Here is a 22986-nt window from a genome sequence, read left to right on the forward strand (position 1 = left end):
TTGTGATATGGCTTTAGGCGATTTCCGGCGCGCCGGCGGCAAGCGCTACGGTCTTCAGCCTTATTACCACATCCGTGACACCGCTGAAGGTAATAACCGAGGTCTGACCGGGCCGGATGCGATGGACGCCGGTGGTCTGGCCGGTCGAGATCAGCAGGCCGCGCGTCAGCGGACGGCCGCGCCCGGCCAGGTGCCCTGCCAGCCAGGCCAGGGCCTGGAAGGGGCCGCCCGGCATGACGAACAACCCGCCTTCGCCGACCACCTGGCCATCGATCTCGGTCTTCGACCTGTAGTTTTTCAGGGCTTCGGGACCAACCGTGTCGAGCGTCGTGTCGGAATCGATTTCCAGCAGGCGCGGCCCCAGGATTTCACCGAAATTATTGCCGAAGTCGGAGGCGGTAACCGTTGGGCCCAGTTCGTTGATCTTCGGAAAAGGCGAACCAGCCACTTCCACGCCGGCATAGAGACCATCGCACAGGCGCAGCGCCTCTTCTTCCGTATATTCAGTCTTTTCCGGATCGGCGTCGTGATCGATGCGCAGGACGAACTCGGCCTCGACCGCCCCGAAACCGTCGCTGAAAATCGGATAGGTCAGGGGCTCGCCCCGGTATTCATGGAAGCTGTTGGCGAAGATCGGTCCGGCCATACGCTCGCCGTGCTGCGCCTGAAAATCGGGATGAATGCGGGCGATTTTCCAGCCGACCAGTTTCTGGTGCCACTGATCGATGGCCGCATCCTGGATGGCGTAGGCATCGGCCATGCCGGCCGGCAGGTCGCCGGGATAATCCGGCAGGGCGGTCGCCGTGCGCCGGGCGGCAGTGAAACGATCGGCGATGGACTTGTGGGACATGATACTGGGCTTCCTTCCGGGCCGTGAACCTAAAAGATACCGGTGTCATGTTCAATCGAAATACGAAAGTCGCACAAAATATTGCCCCCGCATGTCACAGCGGCGGTGCCTGGCTCGTCATACTGGCAGACCCCAACCGAAGGAGACTGCCATGACCCACTTCAATCGCCTGAACCTCGCCGCTCTGGCCGCCGATGGCTATAACGGCCTGATTGCCACTGAAACCTATCTGCACGGCGCGCTTGACCTCAAGCTGCTCAGCCTGGTCAAGCTGCGCGTATCTCAGATCAATGGCTGCGCCTTCTGCCTGCACATGCACTATGAAGAGGCGCTGAAAGCCGGCGACACCCCTGCCCGCCTGAACCTGCTGCCGGCCTGGGAAGAATCGCGCATGTTCACGCAAAAGGAACGCGCGGCGCTGCTGTGGACGGAAAGCCTGACCCATATCGATGTCGATCGCGCCGAGGACGAGACCTTTGCCGAGGTCAAGGTGCAGTTCAGCGACAAGGAAATGGCCGACCTGACTTTGGCGGTTGCCATGATCAATGCCTGGAACCGCCTCGCTGCTTCGATGCGGAATTTGCACGCGAACGATAAGCCGGCGTAAGATGTAAAAGATCTCCTCCTCTTGGAGGGGGAGGTGGCGCGTAGCGCCGGAGGGGGTAAGTTCGGTGCGTGTAAACTTTACCCCCTCTGTCTTTTTGCGGGGCGCAAAAATCCAGCTCCCCCTCCAAGAGGGGGAGATTTATACAGATCGGTCGTCATCATGATCCCTCAATCCGATATCCACTGGTTTGAAGACGAGCGACGCTATCTGCAAGGCGTCGCCTACCGGATGCTGGGCACGGTCAGCGAGGCCGAGGACGCGGTGCAGGACGCCTTTCTGCGTGTGCGCGAAACCCCGCCTGAGACCATCGACAACAAACGCGCTTATCTTACCCGGATCGTGACGCGCCTCTGCCTCGATATCCTGAAATCGGCGCACAGGAAACGCATTGATTATGTCGGACCGTGGCTGCCGGAGCCGCTGCACGATGTCAGTGATTTCACCGGCTCGCCGGCGGCCGCCACAGACCTGGCCGATGATCTCTCCATCGGCCTGCTCTATGCCCTGGAACGCCTGACGCCGCTGGAACGCGCCAGCTTCCTGCTGCACGATGTCTTCGATATCGGCTATGACGAGATTGCTCGGACGCTGGAACGCTCCGAAGACAATTGCCGGCAACTGGCCGCTCGTGCCCGCCAGCATGTCCGGGCGTCGCGGCCGCGTTTCAAGGTGACGCCCGATGACGAGCGCCGCTATCTCGAAGCGTTTGTCGTGGCCTCGCAAAAGGGCGACATGGCGGCACTGGAAGCCCTGCTGGCCGATGATGTGAAGCTCTACAGCGACGGCGGCGGCAAGATATCGGCGGCGATCAATATTCTCGACGGCAAGCGCCGGGTGGGGGCCTTCATGGTGGGCATCTACCAGAAGTTCCGCAACCACACGACCGCAGCCTTGCGCTATGAACGCGTCAATGGTGGCCTGTCGCTGCTGACTACCCACACCGATGATTACACTGATGTGCTGAGTGTCGAAATCAGCGACGGCCGGATCACGGCTGTCTGGTTTCAGCGCAATCCGGACAAGTTGACACGGGTGAACTGACCTTCTCCTCCCTACGAAGTGGGGAGGTGGCATTTGCGTAGCAAATGACGGAGGGGCGCCTCTCCACCACTTCGTGGTCCCCCTCCCCATTTAAGAAATGGGGAGGAGATTTTTACAGCTTATACGCCGCTTTCGGCAGGTTATAGGTCAGGTCCTGGATGACCTGGGCGGCGTCTTCGATCGGCAGACGATGCTCGGCCACAAGGCGCGCCAGGAAGGCGGAATCAATGCGCCGGGCGACATCATGACGCGCCGGAATCGACAGGAAGGCGCGGGTGTCGTCATTGAAACCGACCGTGTTGTAGAACCCCGCTGTCTCGGTCACCTGCTCGCGGAAGCGCATCATGCCTTCCGGTGAATCGTGGAACCACCAGGAGGGACCAAGCTTGAGCACCGGATAATGACCGGCCAGCGGCGCCAGTTCACGCGCATAGTTGGTCTCATCGAGCGTGAACAGGATGATCGTCAGGTTCTTTTCATTGCCGAACGCATCGAGAAGCGGCTTGAGCGCATGGACATAACCCGTCGGCATCGGGATATCCGCGCCCTTGTCACGGCCATACCTGTCGAACACCCTGGCATTGTGATTGCGGAAGGCGCCGGGGTGGATCTGCATGGTCAGGCCGTCATCGAGCGACATGCGCGCCATCTCGGTCAGCATCTGGGCGCGGAACAGTTCGGCGTCTTCGGCGGAGACATGCTTTTTCAAGACACGATGGAACAGATCCTTGGCGTCGGAATGCGAGAGATTGGCGGTCTGCGCCGTCGGATGACCGTGATCGGTCGAGGTGGCGCCGTGAGCCATGAAGACATCGCGGCGTTTGCGGTGGGCGGCCAGATAGCCCTTCCAGCTATGGACATCTTCACCGGTCAGGTCGGCGAACAGGGCCAGCTTCTCGTGGAAATCTTCATGCTCCGGATCAATCACCGGATCAGGGCGATAGGCGGTGACCACGCGGCCTTTCCAGCCGGAAGCCTTGATCTTGGCATGATGCTCCAGCGTATCGGTCGGGCCTTCGGTTGTGGCCAGCAGTTCGATATTGAAGCGGTCGAACAGGGCGCGCGGGCGGTAGGCGTCCGAGGCCAGCAGTTCGCCGATGCGGTCGAAGTAAAAGTCGGCCGTGCTTTCATCGAGCGCCACCTCGAAGCCCATGATTTCGCCGAAGACATGCGACATCCACATGAAGGACGGTGTGCCGCGGAACAGGTGCTGGTTGGCGGCATAGATGCGCCAGGCGGCGCGGGCATCGGCACCGGAAGGACCGGCCTTCGAGCCGACGCCTACCGCATCCATATCGATGCCCTGGCTATACAGCATCCGATAGATATAGTGATCAGGCGCCAGGAACAGTTCTGTGGCGTTTTCGAAGGGCTGGTTATTGGCGAACCACGACGGATCGGTATGGCCGTGCGGCGACAGGATCGGCAGAGCCTTCACGCTGGCATAGAGATCACGCGCAATGGCGCGCTGGGCCGGATCACTGGAAAACAGGCGGTCGGCGTGAAGAAAAAGCGGTTTGGACATGTTATTGACCTTGGGGATCGACCCTGAGAGATATTTGCCGCCATAGGTAACCGGTGTCATTACGTTTGACAACAGGCTTTTTTAGCCAGCCTTAAAGACGGGCCGTCGATTCCCGCACAACCAGGCCGGATTCAAAGATGATTTCGTCCCTGCGATCGTCTTCATCGGCCAGAAGCGTGGCAGCGGCGGCGCGGGCCATATCGCGGCTTGGCAGGTTGACCGTGGTCAGCGGCGGCGACACACGCAGGGCCATGGGGCTGTCGTCATAGCCGCAGATGCTGAGGTCGGCCGGAATGCGCAGCCCCAGTTCAAAGGCGGCCTTGTAGGCGCCGATGGCCATTTCGTCATTGCTGGCGAAGATGGCGGTCGGGCGGTTGGGCCGGTCGAGAATTTTCAGGGCCGCGGCATGGCCTGACTCGAAGGTATAGGCCCCCTGCGCCTCCAGTTCCCAGTTTATATCCAGCCCGTGGGCCTGAAGCCCCTCACGGAAGCCGGCGCGCCGCTCAATAGCCGAGACATAGCCTTCGGGCCCCGTGATAAAGCCGATCTGCGTGTGGCCAAGTTGCGCCAGATGCTCGCCGGCGGCGCGGCAGCCGATGCGCTCTTTCGACAGGACCGCATAACCGCCGGTCGTGGTGGTCGGCTGCACGGCAGACACCCGGACATAGTCGACCTCCAGTTCCTCCAGCAGGGCCAGCAGGCGGCGATCCTCGGAAATCGGCGGCAGGATGATCACGCCCGCCAGGCGCTGCAACTCTATGAAATCACGGATATCCTCGATAAAGCGGTCGCTGTGGCGGTCGCACGGGTGAACCACCAGTTCGCTGCCAGAGCCGCGCAGGGCATCCAGCGCCCCCATCTGCATGTTGACGACATATTGTGCGTTCGGATTGTCGTAGATCAGGCCGATCAGGAACGACCGGCGGAAAGCCAGGCCGCGTGCCTGCGGGTCGGGTCGGAAACCGATGCGCTCGATGATGGCGTTGACGCTGTCACGCGTTTCGGCCCGCACACTCGGCGACTTGTTGATGACCCGCGACACCGTCTTTTTCGACACGCGCGCCAGCCGCGCCACATCATTGATCGTCGCCTTCTTGCGGCGCTGGATGAATTCCTCGATAGCGTCTTCGGACATGGAGTATGGGGCCTGATCGTCTTGTTGGGGCTATGGGTAGCGGGCTTCGCGGCGACTGAACAGTTATTTTCTTGAAATGCCAGATTGAAAAGATTGCATACTCGGTTTATGACACCGGTATCATTATTTGTAAAACCCATCCTGGAGTTAAAGTGCATGGCGGATGATCCGGCAGGTGTATCGGTGCCCTGGCTGCGGGTCAGCGCGGGCGATTCCGTCGCGGTGGCCCTCCAGGATCTGGCGGCGGGTTATGTCATCGCCATCGATGGGCGCGAGATTGTTTTGCACAACGATGTACCGAAGGGCCACAAAATCGCGCTGAAGGATATCAAGGCCGGCGATGAGGTCATCAAGCTCGGCTTCAGCATCGGCCGCGCCTCGCAGGATATCGCCGCCGGTGAGCATGTTCATGCCCATAACCTGGTGACGGGCTTAAGCGGACTTGAGGCTTACAGCTATCAGCCGGCGCCCGTTACGACGCCGCCAGCCCTGACGGAAGCCACTTTCGAGGGCTATCGCCGCGGTGATGGCCAGGTCGGGATTCGCAATGAAATCTGGATATTGTGTACGGTCGGCTGCGTGGCCAAGACCTCGGAAAAGCTGGCGCGCATCGCCTCCGAACGGTTCAAGGGCCGCGTCGATGGTATCCACGCCCTGACCCATCCGCTCGGCTGTTCGCAACTGGGCGATGATCTCGATCATACCCGTAAGCTGCTGGCCTCGCTGGCCATGCACCCCAATGCCGGCGGCGTGCTGATCGTCGGTCTCGGCTGCGAAAACAACCAGCTTTCGGCGCTTATCAAGGAAATAGACCGCCCGGCCGATCGCCTGAAATATTTCGCGGCCCAGATGGTCGAGGACGAACACGAAGCGGGGCTGGAAGCGCTGGAAGAACTGGTGGCCGTGGTCGAAAAAGACCGGCGCGAACCCTGTTCCGTCCGTGACCTAGCCATCGGCGTCAAGTGCGGCGGCTCGGATGCCTTTTCCGGCCTGACCGCCAATCCGCTGGTCGGGCTGATCGCCGATCGCGTCGCCTTTGCCGGCGGCAAGGCGATCATGACCGAGATCCCGGAGGTTTTCGGCGCCGAACGCGGCCTGATGAACCGGGCGAAGGACGAGAAGGTCTTTCATCAGGTCGTCGATGTGGTCAACGACTTCAAGAATTACTTCATCGAGCACAAGCAGCCGGTCTTTGAAAACCCCTCGCCGGGCAACAAGGCCGGCGGCATCACCACCCTGGAGGAAAAATCGCTCGGCGCGGTGCAGAAGGGCGGCCACAGCCCGCTCAATGCCGTCATGCGCTACGGCGAGCGCGCCCGCGAACGGGGGCTTTCCCTGCTGGAAGCGCCCGGCAATGATGCGGTATCAAGCACAGCCCTGACGGCCGCCGGCGCGGTAATCGTCCTGTTCACCACCGGCCGCGGCACGCCGCTCGGCTTCCCGGCCCCGACGCTGAAAATCGCCTCCAACTCGGCCCTGGCGACGCGCAAGCCAGGCTGGATCGATTTCAACGCCGGCCAGGTGCTGGAAGGCCGGACGCTGGAACAGACCGCCGATGACCTGATGGACCTGATCATCAAAACCGCTTCGGGCCAGCCGGCCTGCAATGAAACAAACGATGAGCGCGAAATCGCCATCTGGAAAAACGGGGTAACGCTCTGAATGCGCCTTTCACTTGATACACTTGCCACCGCAAACGCCACAAAGCCGGGCTATGATCCGGCATCGCTGGATATTGGCGTCGTTCATTTCGGCCCTGGCGCCTTTCACCGCGCCCATCAGGCAGCCTATTTCGATGCCCTGGCGGCGAAAGACGCGCGCTGGGGCATCTGCGGCGTGTCGCTGCATTCGGCCGGCGTGCGCGATGCCCTGAAATCGCAGGACGGCCTCTACACCCTGGCCATTCTTGATGAGGACGTCAGCTACCGCATCATCGGCGCCATGCGTGAAGTCCTGGTCGGCCCGGAGGATATCGAAGCGGTTATGATGCGCCTGACGCGGCCTTCGGTCGAAATCGTCACCTCGACCGTGACGGAAAAAGGCTATTGCCTGGCACCGGATTTCTCGCTCGATCTCCAGCACCCGGACATTGTTCATGATCTGACCAATCCCCGGACGCCAAAATCCTTTATCGGCTATGTCGCGGAAGGCTTGCGCCGCCGCCGGCAGGCCGGGCTAAAGCCCTTCGTGCTGATCCCCTGCGACAACCTGCCGAAGAATGGCAAGCGCCTCAAGGAAGCCGTCACCGTCTTTGTCGGTCAGTCTGACCACGACCTGGCGAAGTGGGTTCACGATACCCTGCAATGCCCTTCCACCATGGTCGATTCCATTACGCCGGCCACCGATGACGCCCTGCGCGCCCGCGTGGCAGAAGCCACCGGTCTGGAAGACGCCTGGCCGATCCAGCGCGAAGCTTTTACCCAGTGGGTGATCGAAAAGCACAGCCACGAAAACGGCCCGGACTGGCAGGGCGTCGGCGTGACCCTGACCGACAATGTGCCGGCCTATGAGCGTGCCAAGCTGCGCCTGCTCAACGGCCCGCACTCGACCCTGGCCTATATGGGCCTGCATCGCGGCTACGAAAGTGTCTCCGAGGCCATGCAGGATGCTGAGCTGGCCGATATCGTCCGTAAACTGATGATTGAGGATGTGGCACCTTTGCTGGAAGCGCCCGAAGGACTCGATCTCGTAGCCTATAGCGAGGATATCCTCGCCCGATTCCGCAATCCGGCCATTGTTCACAAGCTGGCCCAGATCGCCTGGGACGGTTCCCAGAAACTGCCGATCCGTATTCTGAGCAGTCTTGTTGAGGCGCTCGATCGCGGCCAGGATATCCGCCGCCTGTGCCTGCCTCTGGCGGCGTGGATGCGGTTTGTACGCCGGAAAGCGGTCACCGGAGAGGCGATCACCGATCCGCTGGCGGATGAACTGATCGCGCTTGGCAAGACCTGTGACGACACGGTGGCGGATGTTGGCCGCTTCCTCGCTTTGCGCGCCGTCTTCCCGGAAGCGCTGTCGACGGACGCTCCTGTGATCGCCGGAATCGAAAGCGCCTATGCCGAACTCCTCAGGCGCGAAGCCGTTTTCGCTTGAGATAAAGGAACCCAGCGCCTAAATCTGCTTTAAAGACAACAGATGAGGCCGGCATGAGCGAGATTACGGAAGCGGACAAGACTTTTCTGGGCGGTGGCCGCATCGACGAGACGCGGCTCTTCCGGCCGGTCAGCCTGGCCGTCCTGACCATTTCCGACACGCGCGACGAGGAAAGCGATACCTCCGGGGATGTGCTGGTCAAGCGCATCGAAGCGGCCGGCCACAGCGTCGTGCGCCGTAATATCGTGCGTGACGATATCGACGCCATCCGCGCCAAGGTGATGAAATGGGTCAATACCGGTGAGATCGACGCCATCGTCACCACCGGCGGCACCGGCATTACCGGCCGCGATGTCACGCCCGAAGCCATCGAGCCGCTGCTGACCAAGCGTATCGAGGGCTTCTCGACTATCTTCCATATGCTGAGCTACCAGACGGTCGGTCTCTCCACCCTGCAATCGCGGGCGCTGGCGGGCATCATCGACGGCGTGTTCATCTTCTGCCTGCCGGGCTCGAACGGCGCGGTCAAGGACGGCTGGGACAAGGTCATCCGCTGGCAGCTCGATAGCCGCCATGGGCCATGCAATATGGTCGAGCTGATGCCCAGACTGAAAGAAAAGTGACTCAGGGAAAAATAATGAAAAACGTTGCGGTCGATGCGGCGCTGGCAGCGGTCAGGCTGGGCGCGATTTCCCCGGCGGCAGAGCGTGTGCCGCTGGCTAAGGCCATGGGCCGCGTACTGACCGAAGCCGTTTTGGCCGGGCGCGATCAGCCGCCCTTCAACGCCTCGGCCATGGATGGCTATGCCGTTCGCAGGGAATCGCTGAAAGCAAAAACCAAACCGATTACCCTGCATGTGGTTGGTGAAAGTGCGGCGGGCCGCGCCTACACAGGTACGGTGGCCGCGGGTGAGGCCGTGCGCATTTTTACCGGCGCGCCGGTGCCTGCTGATTGCGACGCCGTCGTCATTCAGGAAAATGTCGTGCGCCAGACAGACATGATCGATGTCCTGCTGGATGGCCGCAAGCCCGACGGACCGTCTCATATTCGCAAGGCCGGCCAGGATTTCAAGGCGGGCGACACCCTGCTTGAGCCCGGTCAGCGGCTTGATCCATGGCGCCTGTCCCTGGTCGCAGCGGCCGGTCTGGATACGGTGCCGGTCTGGCGCCGTCCCAAGATCGCCGTCCTGTGTACCGGCGATGAACTCGTCCTGCCTGGCCAGACGCCGAAACCCGACCAGATCTACGAATCCGCCTCCCATGCCCTCATGGCATTGATCAAGCAATGGGGCGGCAAGGCCAGTTATATCGGCGTGGAAGGCGACGATGCCAGGGCCCTGCACAAGGCGCTGAAGAACACGAAGGCCGACCTGATCGTCACGGTCGGCGGGGCCAGTGTCGGCGATTACGACCTGGTGCGCCCGGCGCTGGAAAAGCTCGGCCTGCAACTCGATTTCGCCTCCGTGGCGATCAAGCCCGGCAAGCCGACCAGTTTCGGCCGCCTGACCGATGGCACGCGGATATTGAGCCTGCCGGGCAATCCGGCCTCGGCCTTCGTGACGGCGCAACTGTTCCTGAAAGCCTGGATCGAGGCATCACTGGGAATGCCGGAAACCAGCCCGTTCATCACCGCCGTGACACAAGGCCCGCTCTCTGCCGCCGGCCAGCGCGAATCCTATCTGCGGGCAAAGATCGGCAGTTCGCTGCAAGGCCAGTTGCAGGTGACGGCGTTTGATGACCAGGATTCCTCGCTGGTCAGCGTGTTTGCCCGCGCCGATGCCCTGATCCGCCTCCCGGCCAACACCCTGCCGCAGAACGCCGGTTCTCGCGTCGAGGTGCTGCCGCTCGATCGGCTGTAGTGGTTCAAAAGCCACGGCAATCAGCATAATCCACCGTCCACTGGACGAACGTGGTTCGCACATGCACACATAGGGCATGACTCCGACACAAAATGCCTCCAGGCTCGACATCGCCGCCGGTTTCGCCAGCGATATCGGCAAGCGCGAAGAAAACCAGGATTTCGCCGCCCTCTGCCTGGAGGACGGCCAGCGTCATCACGGCGCGGTGGCCGCATTGGCCGATGGCGTTGGCGGGCGTAAGGGCGGGCGCGTGGCGGCCGAGCTTTCGGTGCGCACCTTCATTGATGATTATCTCGGCCAGTCGGAACTGCTGTCCCCGCAAAAAACGGCGGCGCGGGCCCTGGAAAGTATCAATTACTGGCTGTTCCGCGAAGGCCAGAAGAACGAAAACCTGAAAGGCATGTGCGCCGCCTTCACTGGCATCGTCATCAAGGGGCGGCGGCTGCACAGCTTCCATGCCGGCGATACCCGGCTCTATCGCCTGCGCGCCGGCCAACTCGAACAACTGACGCAAGACCACAAACCGGAAGGGCCGGACGGCAGCCCCTTCATCACCCGCGCGGTCGGGGCCGAGGAAGCCATCCGCATCGATTATGGCGCCCACGATATCTTCCCGCATGACCGGTTGATGTTATGCTCGGACGGCGTCCACGGCTTTGTCGGCCAGGCGCAAATCCTGAGCCTGCTCGACGGCCGCACCGCGCCGGAAGAAACCGCCCAGCGGCTGGTCTGCGCCGCTATCGCCCACGGCGGCGACGACAATGCCACCGCCCTGGTGATCGATGTCATCGACCTGCCCCCGGCCACGATCGAAGACCTCAACCTCGCCATCGCCCGGCTGCCGATCATCGAACCGCCCCATGTCGGCGACCTGATCGACGGCTTCAAGCTGGAAAAGCAACTGGCTGATGGCGTTTACAGCCGCGTCTTCCGGGCGCGCGACATGCGCGAATTCCGCACCGGCATCAGCCCCCATGTCGTGCTGAAATTCCCAAAGCCCCACACCATCGGTTCGGAAACCTCGGCGCGCTCGGCCTTCATGCGCGAAGCCTGGGTGGCCAGCCGCGTCCAGCACATGTGGATCGGGTCGGTGCTTGATATCGCGCCCGGTCGCCAGACCTGCCTCTATGTCGCCCAGCCCTATTATGTCGGCGAAACCCTGGAACACCGCCTGCTGCGCGCGCCGAAAATTACTCTCAAGGAAGGCGTCGGCATCGCCACCAAGCTAGCCAAGGCGCTGGGTTCGCTGCACCGCGCCGGCATCATCCACCGCGATGTCAAGCCGGAGAACATCATCCTGACGGCGGATGGCGGCTTCAAGCTGGTCGATCTCGGCGTGGCGCGCATTCCCGGCATCGACAAGGACAGCCTGTTCGTGCCGGGCACCCCCAGCTACAAGGCGCCGGAACTGTTCGACGGCAAACCCGGCGACGAACGCTCGGACATCTTCGCCATGGGCGTGACGATCTACCGGATGTTCACCGGCGGCGCCTACCCCTTCGGTGAAATCGAGAGCGGCCAGACGCCCCGGTTCAACAAGCCGGAAAGCCTTGCCAGCCGGCGCCGCGACCTGCCGGCCTGGCTCGACAGCGTCATCCTTCAGGCCTTGGCGCCCAATCCGGCCGATCGCTTCCAGGACGGTTTCGAGATGGCCTTCAAGCTGGAGACCGGCTCGCATGGCGCGGAGCCCGATTTCTTCCGCAAGCATTCCTGGCTGGCGCGCAATCAGGTCGGCATCTGGCGCGGTATCAGCCTGTTCCTGGCCGTCTGCCTGGCGATTTCCGTCATGACGGCAAAGACAGGCATCCCCCTGCCACCGTGGGCTCAAACGGCCCTGTCGGAACTGGCCAAACGCATCTTCGGCTAGTCTTTCCTTATCCTTTGCCGGGGCCGGTGACGATCTCGCGGTGATGCGGCGCCATGGCGGCCAGCAGCCTGTTTTGCGCCCGGAAGGGGACATGGTTCTTGTCCATCGCCTTTTGCAGGCTTTCGACCAGGGCCGTGAAATCCTCTTCGCGGATGCCAAGCTGCGAATGGGCCTCGGTCATGTCCTTCCCGGTGTACTCACAACCACCGCCCATGACGTGGCAGAATATCTGGATCAGACCCGTCTTGATCTGGTCGCGCTTGGCGGCGACGAAGAAATCATGGGTGCGCGGATCGGCCAGTACATTGACCATCAGGTCATCAGTGATGCGCACCAGTCCGTCATGGCCGCCGAACGCCTGATAAAGGCTGCCATCGGGCGAGATCACCGGGAAGGGATCGGCGTTTCGGGGTTCGGCAAGGGCCGGCGTGGCGAAAAGCAAGACGGTTAAGGCAAAATATTTCATGATCAATTCCTAAAAGCCGACCTGCAGGGAACCATAAAGCCCGCTCTGGCGCCGCGTCACGATATGGCCGAGATCGGCATAGGCAAGAGTAAGGGACAGATGCTTGTTCAGGGCGTAGGCGGCAAATAAATCGACGGCCGCGCCTTCCTTGGCCACCGCCAGATTGTCCGGCTTTGTGCGTACCTCGGCGCCGATCGCCAGGTGACGATTGACCAGGTAAGCCACGGAACCCTCGGCCTGCAGGTGATTGTCATCATCGATACCGCCGTAGCCGAGAATGCCGAACTGATTGGCCTTGGTGGCGCGCAGGGTGCCGTTCAGAAGAATGCCATGCGACAGGTAGAGTTTGGTGGCGCTGACATAATAATCGACGGAGCGATCATCCCGCGCGCCCAGTGCCTTGACGAGGGCGCCGTTTCTGTTGTGCTTGACCTGCGCGCCGATCGAGACCTGCGGCCACCAGTGATCCTGGTCGAGAATGGCATCGCCAATGACGCGGACCTTTACGCCAACCGTCTCCTGCGAGATCGTATAGCCGTAGCCGAGACCAAGCGCGGCGCCGACGCCCTGCGTGTCGAAATCCTGCCGCGCATAGGACAGCTCGACGCGGTTATAGAGCCCGAGCAGCGCGCCTTGCGATGTGATGCGGTAATCCTGCGTATCGACGGAGGTGTAAAAAGCGTTGGCGCCCACCTGATCCTTCGTTTCATAGCCGCCGATGACCGCCCAGGGCGTCAGGCCGCCGCCGGCCGCGCCTTCCACCTGCGATACGCCGCCGGTCAGCAGCAGCTTGCCGCTGGCATAGGTGAAAATCGACTCCGCCCTGGCGGCAGGTGCGCCGGCAAGCAACGATAGCGCCAGCAGGGCGCCGAACAGGTGATGCTTCAAAATGGATCCCTTGAACTCTGGTCCGGTTCAATGAGGGCATTCAGCCGCAACTTCTTTAAGGCTTGCTTTATGTGGCAGCGTTTCTGAAGAAAACGCGCACATTGCGGCCTTTTTGCCACGTCCGGACACCCCGGCATTACAAAAACTTAATGTGCAGCCGACGGAGGTCATGCTAACCCTGCCGACTGGTTACATTCTCAATTATCGCGCCGCATCCAGGGGTCGCCTAGCTCCGCGCCGCGCTTACAAACCCGGATTTCACATGCGCCCATTGCTTTTTGCCGCCAGCCTGCTCCTTGCCTCGACCGCGCTCACCCCCGTAGTGACCCTCGCCGCGCCGGCGGCCACGGCCATTGTCGCCGATGCCAATGCGCCCAAGGGCAAGCTGCCCGACGCCGCCACACCCTTGTCCTACAGCCTCAACCTGACCATCGTGCCCTCCAAGCCGCGCTTTTCCGGCCATGTCGAGATCGATGTCAATGTAAAGGCCGAAACGAAATCGCTTTACCTGCATGGCCGCGATCTGAAGATGTCCAAGGTCGTCGCCATGGTGGGCGGCAAGCCGGTCAATGCCAAATATACCCAGGTCGATGACCTCGGCGTCGCCCGCCTCGATTTCGCCAAGCCCCTTCCCGCCGGCCGCACCACGCTGGTATTCGATTACGACGCCCCCTTCACCAATGATGCCGCCGGGCTTTATCGCGTTCAGGTCGGCGGCGACTGGTATGTCTGGTCGCAGTTTGAATCGATCGATGCCCGCGGCGCCTTCCCGTCGTTCGACGAGCCGGGCTTCAAGACACCGTTCAAGGTGCAGATCACCACGGAGAAGGGTCTGGTCGCCCTCAGCAACGGTCCGGAAGATGGCTCGACCACGGCCGGCTCGATGATCACCCACTCCTTCTACCGCACGGAAAAGCTGCCCACCTACCTGGTGGCCTTCGCGGTTGGCCCCTTCGCCGTGGCCGAAGGCGTGGCTCCGCCCAACCCCTACCGCAACTACGCCCTGCCCATTCGCATTGTCGCCACCAAGCCGAACGCCGCGAAGCTGAAATATGCGCTCGACGAAACGCCGTCGATCGTCTCGCATCTCGAAAACTATTTCGGCCAGGCCTTCCCCTTCCCGAAGCTGGATCAGGTCGCTTCGCCGATCATGCCCGGCGCCATGGAAAACGCCGGCATCGATATCTACGGCGATAATATCCTGCTGCTCGATTCCGGCGCCTCGACCGTCCAGAAGCAGGAATTCGGCATGGTGGTGGCGCATGAACTGTCGCACCAGTGGTTCGGCGATTACGTCACGCCCGCCTGGTGGGATGATATCTGGCTCAATGAGAGCTTCGCCAACTGGATGGGCTATCGCATCGGCAATGAATGGCGTCCGGAACTGAATATCGGCGTCGGCGCCATCGATGAAGCGTTCGGCGCCATGGATACCGACGCTCTGAAGGTGGGCCGTCCGATCCACGAAAAGATCACCAATAACAGCGATATCGACTCGGCCTTCGACTCCATCACCTATGGCAAGGGCGGCCAGGTCGTGGCCATGGTGGCCGGCTATCTCGGCGACGAGACCTTCAAGCGCGGCGTGCGTCTGCACATGTCGCGCCACCCCTACGGCAACGCCACTTCCGATGAATTTTTTGGTGCCCTGGCCGATGCGGCGCAGGAACCGGGCGTCCTCGACGCCATGAAGAGCTTCGTCAACCAGCAGGGCTTCCCAACCGTCGATTTCAGCCATCAGGGCGGCTGGCTGGTGGCGACGCAGTCGCGCTATGCCCGCCTCGGCACCACGCTTGATCCGCAAAGCTGGACCATCCCGCTCTGCCTGCGTCAGGGCGAGGAACGCAAGTGCTTCCTGATGGCCCAGCCCCAGGGCACGCTCGGCGCCGATGCGCCCGGCGCGCTGATGCCCAATGCCGGCGGCACCGGCTATTACCGCTTCACCCTGACGCCGGAAGACTGGTCAACCCTGATCGCCACCGGCGACAAGCTGCCCGCCGGCGAGGGCCTGGCGGCGCTCGACAGCCTGTGGGGCCAGTTCTATGCCGGCAAGCTGGCCGCGCCGCAACTGATCGAGGCGGCCAAGGTCTTCGTCAACAACAAGGACTCCAACGTCGCCACCGTCAGCGCCGATCAGTTCGACGAACTGGTGACGCGCGGCATTATCCCCGAAGCCGGACTGCCGGACTATCGCCGGGTAATGGATGAAATCTACGCGCCGCGCCTGGCCGCCATCGGCTTCAATCCGAAGGCCGGCGCGCACCTCTCCGATGATCCCGACACCCAGAAGCTGCGCCAGCGCCTGGTGGTGGCCGTTTCGGATGCGGGCCGCGACCCGGCCGTGCGCAAGCAACTGCTCGATGCCGCCAATGCCTATCTCGGCGGTGACAAGACGGCGCTCGACCAGGCGTTCCTGGCGCGCGGCTTCAAGATCTATGTCGAGGAAGGCCACCAGCCGGCGGCCAAGGCCCTGTTCGACCGGATGCTGACTGAACAGGACGAAGTCGTCCGTTCGGCGGTGCGCGGCGCCATCACCTCCGACGCCGATGCCGCCACGGCCACCTGGCTTCTGGGTGCGCTGAACGAGCCCCGCCTGCGTGTGCCGGACAAGCTGGCTCTGGTCGGCGGCCTGATGAACAATGCCGCCACGCGCGACATGACCTATGACTGGCTGAAGGCCAATTATGACAGCTTCTCGGCGGGCGCCGGCATCTTCTCGGCCGGCCGCATCGCTTCGCTGCCGCATAATTACTGCGATGCCGGCAAGGCGGATGAAATCGAACGCATCATGCGCCCGAAGGTGGTCGCCGCCGGCCGCGGCGAACTGTCCTTCAACCGGATGCTGGAAGACATCCGCTCGTGCAGCGTCCTGAAAGACGCCAAGGGCACGGAAGTCGTCACGGCGTTGAAAGACGCGAAGTAGACGAAAGCCATCACCCACAAAAACCCTCCGGCGATTTCGCGTCGGAGGGTTTTTTCACGCCTGTTTTTCTGGGCCGAGGCTAATCTCTTGCCGATACGCCGCGCCTGTGCCATTTCTGCTTTCAAAGAGACAAAAGTCACATCCGGTAATCGGGTGCATAAGCAAAGCAAGGGGTTGAGACGTTATGGGCGAAACGGCGCATAAGAAACAAAGCATGTGGCTGGTGATCGGGGCATCATCGCTCGGCACCATCTTCGAATGGTTCGATTTCTACATTTTCGGCACACTGGCCGCCATCATGGGAGCGCAGTTCTTCGAGGTGAAGGGCATCAACCCGACCACCTCGTTCATCTTCGCGCTTCTGGCCCTGGCGGCCGGCTTTATCGTGCGACCCTTCGGCGCCATGGTTTTCGGCGGCATGGGCGACAAGGTGGGCCGCAAGCACACCTTCCTGATCACAATGATCATCATGGGCCTGTCCACCTTCCTGGTCGGCGTCCTGCCCACCTATCACCAGATCGGCATTGCCGCCCCCATCATCCTGATCGGCCTGCGCCTTGTGCAGGGCCTGGCCATGGGCGGCGAATATGGCGGGGCCGCCACCTATGTGGCCGAGCATTCGCCGGATAACAAGCGCGGCCAGATGACCGCCTGGATCCAGACCACGGCCACGCTCGGCCTTCTGCTGGCCCTGGTCGCCATCGGCGTGACCCAGCACTATGTCAGCGAGGATGATTTCAAGGAATGGGGCTGGCGGCTGCCGTTCCTGTTCTCGATCGTCCTGCTGCTGGTCTCGATCTGGATCCGGATGAAACTCAATGAGAGCCCGGTCTTCCAGGCCATGAAGGAAGAGGGCCGCACGGCGAAATCGCCGCTTTCCGAAGCCTTCCTGAAATGGTCGAACCTGAAAATCGTGCTGATCGCGCTGTTCGGCCTCGTCATGGGCCAGGGCGTGGTGTGGTATACCGGTCAGTTCTACGCCCTGTTCTTCCTGCAGAAGATGCTGCACGTCGACCTCGCCACCTCCTACTGGCTGATCGGCGGCGCGCTGGTCATCGCCACGCCCTTCTTCATCTTTTTCGGCTGGCTGTCAGATCGCATCGGCCGCAAGCCGATCATCCTGGCCGGCCTGGTGCTGGCGGCCATCGGTTATTTTCCGCTGTTCCAGATGCTGACCGGCGCCGTCAGCCCGGCGCTCGAACACGCGCAGAAAGCCTCTCCGGTCGTGGTCGTGGCCGATCAGGCCGCCTGCGCCGTCCAGTTCGACCCGGTCGGCAAGGCGAAGTTCCTGCAATCGTGCGACATCGCCAAGTCGTATCTCGCCAAGGGCGGTATCAGCTACACCAATGAAGCCGCCCCCGCCGGCACGGTGGCCAGCGTCCGCATCGGCCAGACCGTTATCCCGTCCTTTGAAGGCACCGGCCTGGCCGCGGAGGCTGTGAAAGCGGCGCAGACCGATTTCGCCAAGTCGGTGGGCGACGCGCTGAAAGCCGCCGGTTATCCCTCTAAGGCCGACACCGCGCAGATCGACTTCCCGAAAACCATAGGCATCCTGACCCTTCTGGTCGTTCTGGTCACCATGGTCTATGCCCCGATGGCAGCGGCCCTGGTCGAAATGTTCCCGGCACGTATCCGCTACAGCGCCATGTCCCTACCCTATCACTTCGGCAATGGCTGGTTCGGGGGGCTGCTGCCCTTCATCACCTTTACCATCGTGGCGGCGACCGGCGGCATCTATGACGGCCTGTGGTATCCGGTGGGGATTGCGGCCCTGACCGTCCTGATTGGCCTGTTCACCATCAAGGACAACCGGCATATCGATTTTAAGGAATGATGACTTCACGAAAACGTTGAAACGAAAGGGCCTCCGGTTGATTGACCGGGGGTTCTTTTTTGGCCATGCTCGCCTTATTGGGGCAAAAGACTGACTGTGCCCCGCCAGTGCCAGCGTATGTATTATCCACTGACAGGGCGATCCCACACATGACCGACGACTCCGTTCCCCCCGTGCAAGCGCCGGACCCCAATCCCTATGCCAATCCCAAAAACCCCAACAATCTGATCGAACGGGTGCAGGCCATCCTGCTGAAACCCTCGCCGACCTGGGATGTGATCGAGCGCGAAACCCCGACCGTCCAGCAGCTCTATACCAGCTATATCATGCCGCTGGCCGCCATCGGCCCGGTAGCCAGCGCCATTGGCGGCGTGGTATTTGGTGTGGGCGCGCTCGGGTTTTCCTTTCATACGCCTCTGCTGATGGCGATTGTCGGCGCGATCCTGGGCTACGTGCTCTCACTGATCATGATCTATGTGGTGGCGCTCGTCATCGATGGGCTGGCCCCCAGTTTCAACGGCCAGAAAAACTTTATCCAGGCGCTCAAGCTGGCGGCCTATGCCTCGACCGCGACCTGGGTGGCCGGCATTTTCGGTCTTTTGCCGGCGCTTGGCATCGTGGTTTTCCTGGCCTGGATCTACGGCATCTACCTGTTCTATCTTGGTATGCCCAAGCTGATGAAGAACCCCGCCGACAAGACCATAGTCTACATGATCGTGGTCGCCGTCATCTATTTCGTACTCGCCCTGATTGCCGGTGCCGTCGTCGGCACCGTCACCAGCGCGGGCATGATGGCAACCGGCGGCATGGGGCATATGGGCGGCTTCGCGTTCAATAATCACGCCGTCGTCGCGCCCAATGTCTCCAGGATGGAAGAGGCCGCCAATCAGATGGAGGCCGCGGCCAACCAGATGGCCGCCCAGGCTTCAGCCGCCCAGACCGGCCAGTCGGTGGTCAAGCTGGCCGATGCCTCGGCGCTTCTGGCGCTCCTGCCCCCGTCCTATAACGGCGCCGCCCGCACCGATGACAATACCAGTTCCGGCGGCGCGGGCGGCATTGCCGTTTCCACCGCAAAGGGCACCTATCATATCGGCGACGGCACGGTGAATGTTACGGTCACCGACATGGGCACGGTGGCCGGCATCGGTGCCATGGCGGCGGCAATGAACCTGAACTCATCGAGCAGCAGCGCCACCGGCTACGAAAAGGTCACCACCGAAAATGGCCGAATGGTCACAGAGAAATGGGATAATGCGAACAAGCACGGTGAATATGCCATTGTTTCCGATGGCCGCATCAGCGTGGCGGCGGAAGGGGATAATGTCGATATGGGCACCCTGAAAGCGGTGGTCGCCAGCGTGGATGTCGGCCGCGCGAAAGCCCTGACACAATAACATGACACAGTAGTTATTTGGCGATGACGATTGCCGGATCGACATCAGTCTCCGGCAATCCCAGAAACTTCCAGTAATAAGGATAAACGCCGTCACGGGTCAGGGTATTATGCTCTGACCCGTGCATTCTTACGAACACCTTCGGATCATTGGCCAGGGCATACAGGCGCTCGCCCTGCCGAAAAGGAATAACGCTGTCCTTGTCGCCATGAGCGATCAGCACGGGCATATGGACGTCCCTGATGCGTTCGCGGTTCAGGAACTTGTCCTTCATCAGAATCGATACCGGAATGAACGGATAACGCTCGGCCCCGACATCGCTCGCGGCGGTAAAGGGCGCTTCGAGGATCAATGCCCGCGCCGGTCGCTGCGTGGCCACATAGGTGGCGACTCCGGTGCCCAGCGAATGGCCATGAATGACGATGTCGGAATCCCGAAACCCTTTCGCTTTCAGCCAGTCATAGGCCGCCAGGCCATCGATCAGCAGTCCCTTTTCCGATGGCGTGCCGGTGGAGCCGGAATAGCCGCGATAGGCCAGCGCCAGATAACCCACGCCCTGCTTGTGCATCCGGATATAGCGCCACTTGCCCATCATCAGCGTACCGCTCTGGCCATGCAGGAACAGGATGACCGGCCGGCCTGGCCGCGGCGCTTCATAGAGCGCCTGCAGGGTTTCGCCATCAGGCGTATGGATGCGTATGTCCTGCAGGGCCAGGCCCTTTATGGCGAGGGCTTCGGTCTCCGATTCGGGAAAGAAAAGCAGGTGACGCTGCTCGATATAGAGATACCCGACCGCCAGCAGCCAGGCGGCCAGACAGGCGCCCGCCAGACCAAGGCCGGTCAGGCGCAAAAGCCGCCAGGCGAAAGCCAGGCCGCGTGGTTTTTTATCGATTGTTTCGCTCATACCCGCCCCTTTTCACATGATTTATCGAAGCTTTGATGACGGGCGCAATCCTGAAATATATAAACTGGTTTACATTTTAAACTTGTTGATATATCTGTCGCCGCATTGGGGCAATCGGCCCTGACGGGAGGTCATTATGTCTGTGACGACAAAACTGTCTGTGAGTACCCATTCCGAGCGTTTTCACGATCTCGATGCCGTGCGCGCCGGCGCGCTTCTGCTCGGTGTCGCCCTGCATACCAGCATGTCATTCATCGAGCCGCAGGTCTGGCTTATCAAGGATGCCAGTTCCTCCGCAGGACTGGGCGTGCTGTTCTATGTCATTCATATGTTCCGCATGATGACCTTCTTTGTCATGGCGGGCTTCTTCGCCCACATGCTGATGGACAAGCACGGCCTTGGCGGCTTCATCAAGAACCGGCTGATCCGCGTCGGTGCGCCGCTGGCCATCTTCTGGCCGATCGTCTTTGCGTCGATCCTCGCCATCATGATCATCGCCTTTGCGCCACCGCCGGGCGCACCAGCCGTACCTGCGGCCCCGCCACCCCCATTGTCAGCCGGAACCTTTCCCCTGACGCATCTGTGGTTCCTTTATGCCCTGCTGTGGCTCTATGGCGGTGCCATCGTTCTCAAGCTGATCACCGACGTACTGCATATCGGCGGCATTCTGGGCCGGGTGTTTGACGCTGTCATCGGCTTCCTGACGCGTACCGATCTGATCGGTGCCGTCCTGATCCTGCCGGCCTTTGCCGCGCTCTATGCCAATCCGTCCTGGCTGATGTGGTTCGGCATCCCCACCCCGGATGCGGGCGTTATGATCAATACCCCCGCCCTGGCGGCTTTCACCACGGCCTTCGGTTTTGGCTGGTTCCTGCATCGCTCGCCGGACCTGCTTAGCCATCTGGCGAAGCGCTGGTGGGCACACCTGCCGGCCGCAACGATCGGCACGGTCATCTGCCTGAACATGGTCGGCATTACGCCCGTTATAACGCCCGCGAAAGGCAGCGAACATCCGCTCTATCTGGCGCTTTATCTGCTGACCGGCTGGTCGTGGACCCTTGGCCTGATCGGCGCCGCCCACGCCTTCCTCAAGCGTGAAAACCCAGTGTTGCGCTATCTGTCGGACGCCTCCTACTGGATCTACATCCTGCATATTCCGGTCGTAATGGGTCTGCAACTATTCGTGCGCAATATGGCCGGTCCGGCGGAACTGAAATTCGCCGGGGTTTTGCTGGCCACCGTGATGATCGGGCTCGTGACCTATCAAATTATGGTACGCTATACCTTCGTAGGGGCGATTCTCAATGGCCGACGCCGTAAGGTGAAGCGCGCAAGCCTGGGCCAGGAGGCCGTATTAGGAGATGGGGCATGACTGAACCGGGCGAGGACGTCCATAAAGACCTTGCCTTCCTGAAGGCCCTCATCAGCGAGGGCCCGAAGGCGCAAGGGGCGGCCGGCATCGTCTTCCTGACCGCCGGCCTGGCCTATGGTGTCGATTGCCTGGCCTACTGGGCGCAAGGCACGTTCGGCTGGCCGCAGACCGGCCTGATCGCGTGGGCGCTGATCCTGTTTCCTATTGTCATATCCGTCCCCGTTATCATCTACGTGACCTGGCAAAGCCGCAAAAATGGGCCGCAGGGTGTTGCCACGCGCGCGCTCAATGCCGCCTATGGCTCCGCCGGCCTGGCCAATCTCGCCATCGCCATCGTCTTCGGCTATGTCGCCAGCACGCAGAAAAACATGCTGATCTGGCTGCTCTATCCCGTGGTGATCTGCGCCTTCCTGGGCGCGGTCTGGTATGTCGCCTACATGATCCGACGCAAGCTGTGGCTGGTGGGCGTTTCCGCCGGCTGGTTCGTCACCACGGTGGCCCTGGGCCTGCTGATCCGCCAGCCGCAGCCCTATCTGCTCGTGCTGGGCATCGCCCTGATCGTCCTGATGGGCGGGGCTGGCTGGACCATGATATCGCTGGATCGCCGCCAGCAGGGAGGCGACGCATGAGTGAGGATATTCAGTCCGATCTGGCTTTTGTGAAGGCGCTGGTCAGCGAAGGCGCGCGGGTGCGCATCTCAGGCGGCGCGCTCTATCTGACCGGCGGTCTGTGCTACGGCCTGCAATGTATCGTGCAGTGGATTCATCTGGCCGGCATCGTCAATATCGGCGGCATCGGCAATCTGATCGCCGGCATCCTGCCCACCGTCGTCTTTCTGGCCGTGATGGGCGTCATCCTGTGGCGTGATCGCAAGGTGCCGAAGAACGGCGTGGCGACCCGCGCGCTCAATGCCGCCTTCAGCAGCGCCGGCCTGGCCAATCTGTTCATGGTCTTTGTGTTCGGTTATGCCGCCATTACCGAAAAGAGCATTCTGATCTGGCTGCTGTATCCGATCACGGTCTGCGCCTTCCAGGGGGCGGTATGGTTCACCGCCTACATGATCCGCAGGGAGGCATGGCTGGCCATCATATCCATCGGCTGGTTCGTCACCACCCTGGCACTGGGCCTGCTGATCGGCACGCCGCATTATGTGCTGGTTCTCGGTCTGGCCCTGTTTGTCATCATGGGCGGCGGCGGCTGGTACATGATGCAGCAGGCGCGGAAATAGC

At 61.6% G+C, this 22986-nt stretch carries 19 protein-coding genes; 13 read left to right on the forward strand and 6 right to left on the reverse strand.

Annotated features, from left to right (window positions below; all coding sequences use genetic code 11):
- Positions 1-13: 13 nt before the first annotated feature.
- Complete coding sequence (locus ACTHND_RS08580) at positions 14-850, reverse strand: 2-keto-4-pentenoate hydratase (protein ID WP_440177527.1); 837 nt, start codon at positions 848-850, stop codon at positions 14-16.
- A 151-nt stretch (positions 851-1001) separates the two neighbouring features.
- Between ACTHND_RS08580 and ACTHND_RS08585 the strand changes: the two genes are divergently transcribed.
- The gene (locus ACTHND_RS08585; protein WP_440177528.1) at positions 1002-1457 is read left to right on the forward strand and encodes a carboxymuconolactone decarboxylase family protein; all 456 of its coding nucleotides are present in this window, start codon (positions 1002-1004) and stop codon (positions 1455-1457) included.
- Positions 1458-1616: 159 nt separating this feature from the next.
- Entirely contained in the window at positions 1617-2498 is an 882-nt protein-coding gene (locus ACTHND_RS08590; protein ID WP_440177529.1) for a sigma-70 family RNA polymerase sigma factor, read from the forward strand.
- A gap of 112 nt (positions 2499-2610) precedes the next feature.
- Here the strand turns inward: ACTHND_RS08590 and uxaC are convergent, their stop codons facing one another.
- Positions 2611-4023, reverse strand: a complete 1413-nt coding sequence (gene uxaC, locus ACTHND_RS08595) for a glucuronate isomerase (RefSeq protein WP_440177530.1) — start codon at positions 4021-4023, stop codon at positions 2611-2613.
- A 91-nt stretch (positions 4024-4114) separates the two neighbouring features.
- Positions 4115-5158: a LacI family DNA-binding transcriptional regulator gene (locus ACTHND_RS08600; protein ID WP_440177531.1), complete on the reverse strand. Its 1044-nt coding sequence runs from the start codon at positions 5156-5158 to the stop codon at positions 4115-4117.
- Positions 5159-5314: 156 nt separating this feature from the next.
- Here ACTHND_RS08600 and ACTHND_RS08605 point away from each other — a divergent pair, with 156 nt between their 5' ends.
- The 5 genes from ACTHND_RS08605 (at position 5315) to ACTHND_RS08625 (ending at position 11976) form a co-directional block, all read left to right on the forward strand.
- Positions 5315-6820, forward strand: a complete 1506-nt coding sequence (locus ACTHND_RS08605; protein ID WP_440177532.1) for a UxaA family hydrolase — start codon at positions 5315-5317, stop codon at positions 6818-6820.
- Positions 6821-8251, forward strand: a complete 1431-nt coding sequence (locus ACTHND_RS08610; protein WP_440177533.1) for a mannitol dehydrogenase family protein — start codon at positions 6821-6823, stop codon at positions 8249-8251. It begins immediately after the preceding gene.
- A 53-nt stretch (positions 8252-8304) separates the two neighbouring features.
- Entirely contained in the window at positions 8305-8874 is a 570-nt protein-coding gene (moaB, locus tag ACTHND_RS08615; protein WP_440177534.1) for a molybdenum cofactor biosynthesis protein B, read from the forward strand.
- A 14-nt stretch (positions 8875-8888) separates the two neighbouring features.
- A complete protein-coding gene (locus tag ACTHND_RS08620) occupies positions 8889-10109 on the forward strand; it encodes a molybdopterin molybdotransferase MoeA (RefSeq protein WP_440177535.1) in 1221 nt (406 codons plus the stop codon).
- Between the two features lie 76 nt (positions 10110-10185).
- Positions 10186-11976 (forward strand): protein kinase domain-containing protein, encoded by a 1791-nt coding sequence (locus ACTHND_RS08625; protein ID WP_440177536.1) that lies wholly within the window; start codon positions 10186-10188, stop codon positions 11974-11976.
- 7 nt (positions 11977-11983) lie between these two features.
- Here ACTHND_RS08625 and ACTHND_RS08630 read toward each other — a convergent pair whose 3' ends face one another.
- Entirely contained in the window at positions 11984-12442 is a 459-nt protein-coding gene (locus ACTHND_RS08630) for a group I truncated hemoglobin (protein ID WP_440177537.1), read from the reverse strand.
- Between the two features lie 9 nt (positions 12443-12451).
- Complete coding sequence (locus ACTHND_RS08635) at positions 12452-13330, reverse strand: DUF3034 family protein (protein ID WP_440177538.1); 879 nt, start codon at positions 13328-13330, stop codon at positions 12452-12454.
- A 262-nt stretch (positions 13331-13592) separates the two neighbouring features.
- Here ACTHND_RS08635 and ACTHND_RS08640 point away from each other — a divergent pair, with 262 nt between their 5' ends.
- The 3 genes from ACTHND_RS08640 (at position 13593) to ACTHND_RS08650 (ending at position 19481) form a co-directional block, all read left to right on the forward strand.
- Positions 13593-16253 carry a M1 family metallopeptidase gene (locus ACTHND_RS08640; protein ID WP_440177539.1) on the forward strand — a complete coding sequence of 887 codons (2661 nt, stop codon included), beginning with the start codon at positions 13593-13595 and terminating at the stop codon, positions 16251-16253.
- A gap of 214 nt (positions 16254-16467) precedes the next feature.
- Complete coding sequence (locus ACTHND_RS08645; RefSeq protein WP_440177540.1) at positions 16468-18087, forward strand: MFS transporter; 1620 nt, start codon at positions 16468-16470, stop codon at positions 18085-18087.
- Positions 18088-18236: 149 nt separating this feature from the next.
- Entirely contained in the window at positions 18237-19481 is a 1245-nt protein-coding gene (locus ACTHND_RS08650; RefSeq protein ID WP_440177541.1) for a Yip1 family protein, read from the forward strand.
- A 13-nt stretch (positions 19482-19494) separates the two neighbouring features.
- Here the strand turns inward: ACTHND_RS08650 and ACTHND_RS08655 are convergent, their stop codons facing one another.
- Positions 19495-20385, reverse strand: coding sequence for an alpha/beta hydrolase (locus ACTHND_RS08655; RefSeq protein ID WP_440177542.1), 891 nt, complete (start codon positions 20383-20385; stop codon positions 19495-19497).
- Between the two features lie 136 nt (positions 20386-20521).
- On the opposite strand from ACTHND_RS08655, the gene ACTHND_RS08660 reads away from it, so the two are divergent.
- Genes ACTHND_RS08660 through ACTHND_RS08670 form a run of 3 tightly spaced genes read left to right on the forward strand, consistent with a single transcriptional unit; the run spans position 20522 to position 22985 of the window.
- Positions 20522-21757 carry an acyltransferase family protein gene (locus ACTHND_RS08660; RefSeq protein WP_440177543.1) on the forward strand — a complete coding sequence of 412 codons (1236 nt, stop codon included), beginning with the start codon at positions 20522-20524 and terminating at the stop codon, positions 21755-21757.
- Positions 21754-22386 (forward strand): hypothetical protein, encoded by a 633-nt coding sequence (locus tag ACTHND_RS08665; protein WP_440177544.1) that lies wholly within the window; start codon positions 21754-21756, stop codon positions 22384-22386. The genes ACTHND_RS08660 and ACTHND_RS08665 overlap by 4 nt, the downstream gene beginning before the upstream one ends.
- The gene (locus ACTHND_RS08670) at positions 22383-22985 is read left to right on the forward strand and encodes a hypothetical protein (RefSeq protein ID WP_440177545.1); all 603 of its coding nucleotides are present in this window, start codon (positions 22383-22385) and stop codon (positions 22983-22985) included. The genes ACTHND_RS08665 and ACTHND_RS08670 overlap by 4 nt, the downstream gene beginning before the upstream one ends.
- The last annotated feature ends 1 nt before the right edge of the window (position 22986 follow it).

The organism is Asticcacaulis sp., assembly GCF_051954415.1.
Classification (GTDB): domain Bacteria; phylum Pseudomonadota; class Alphaproteobacteria; order Caulobacterales; family Caulobacteraceae; genus Asticcacaulis.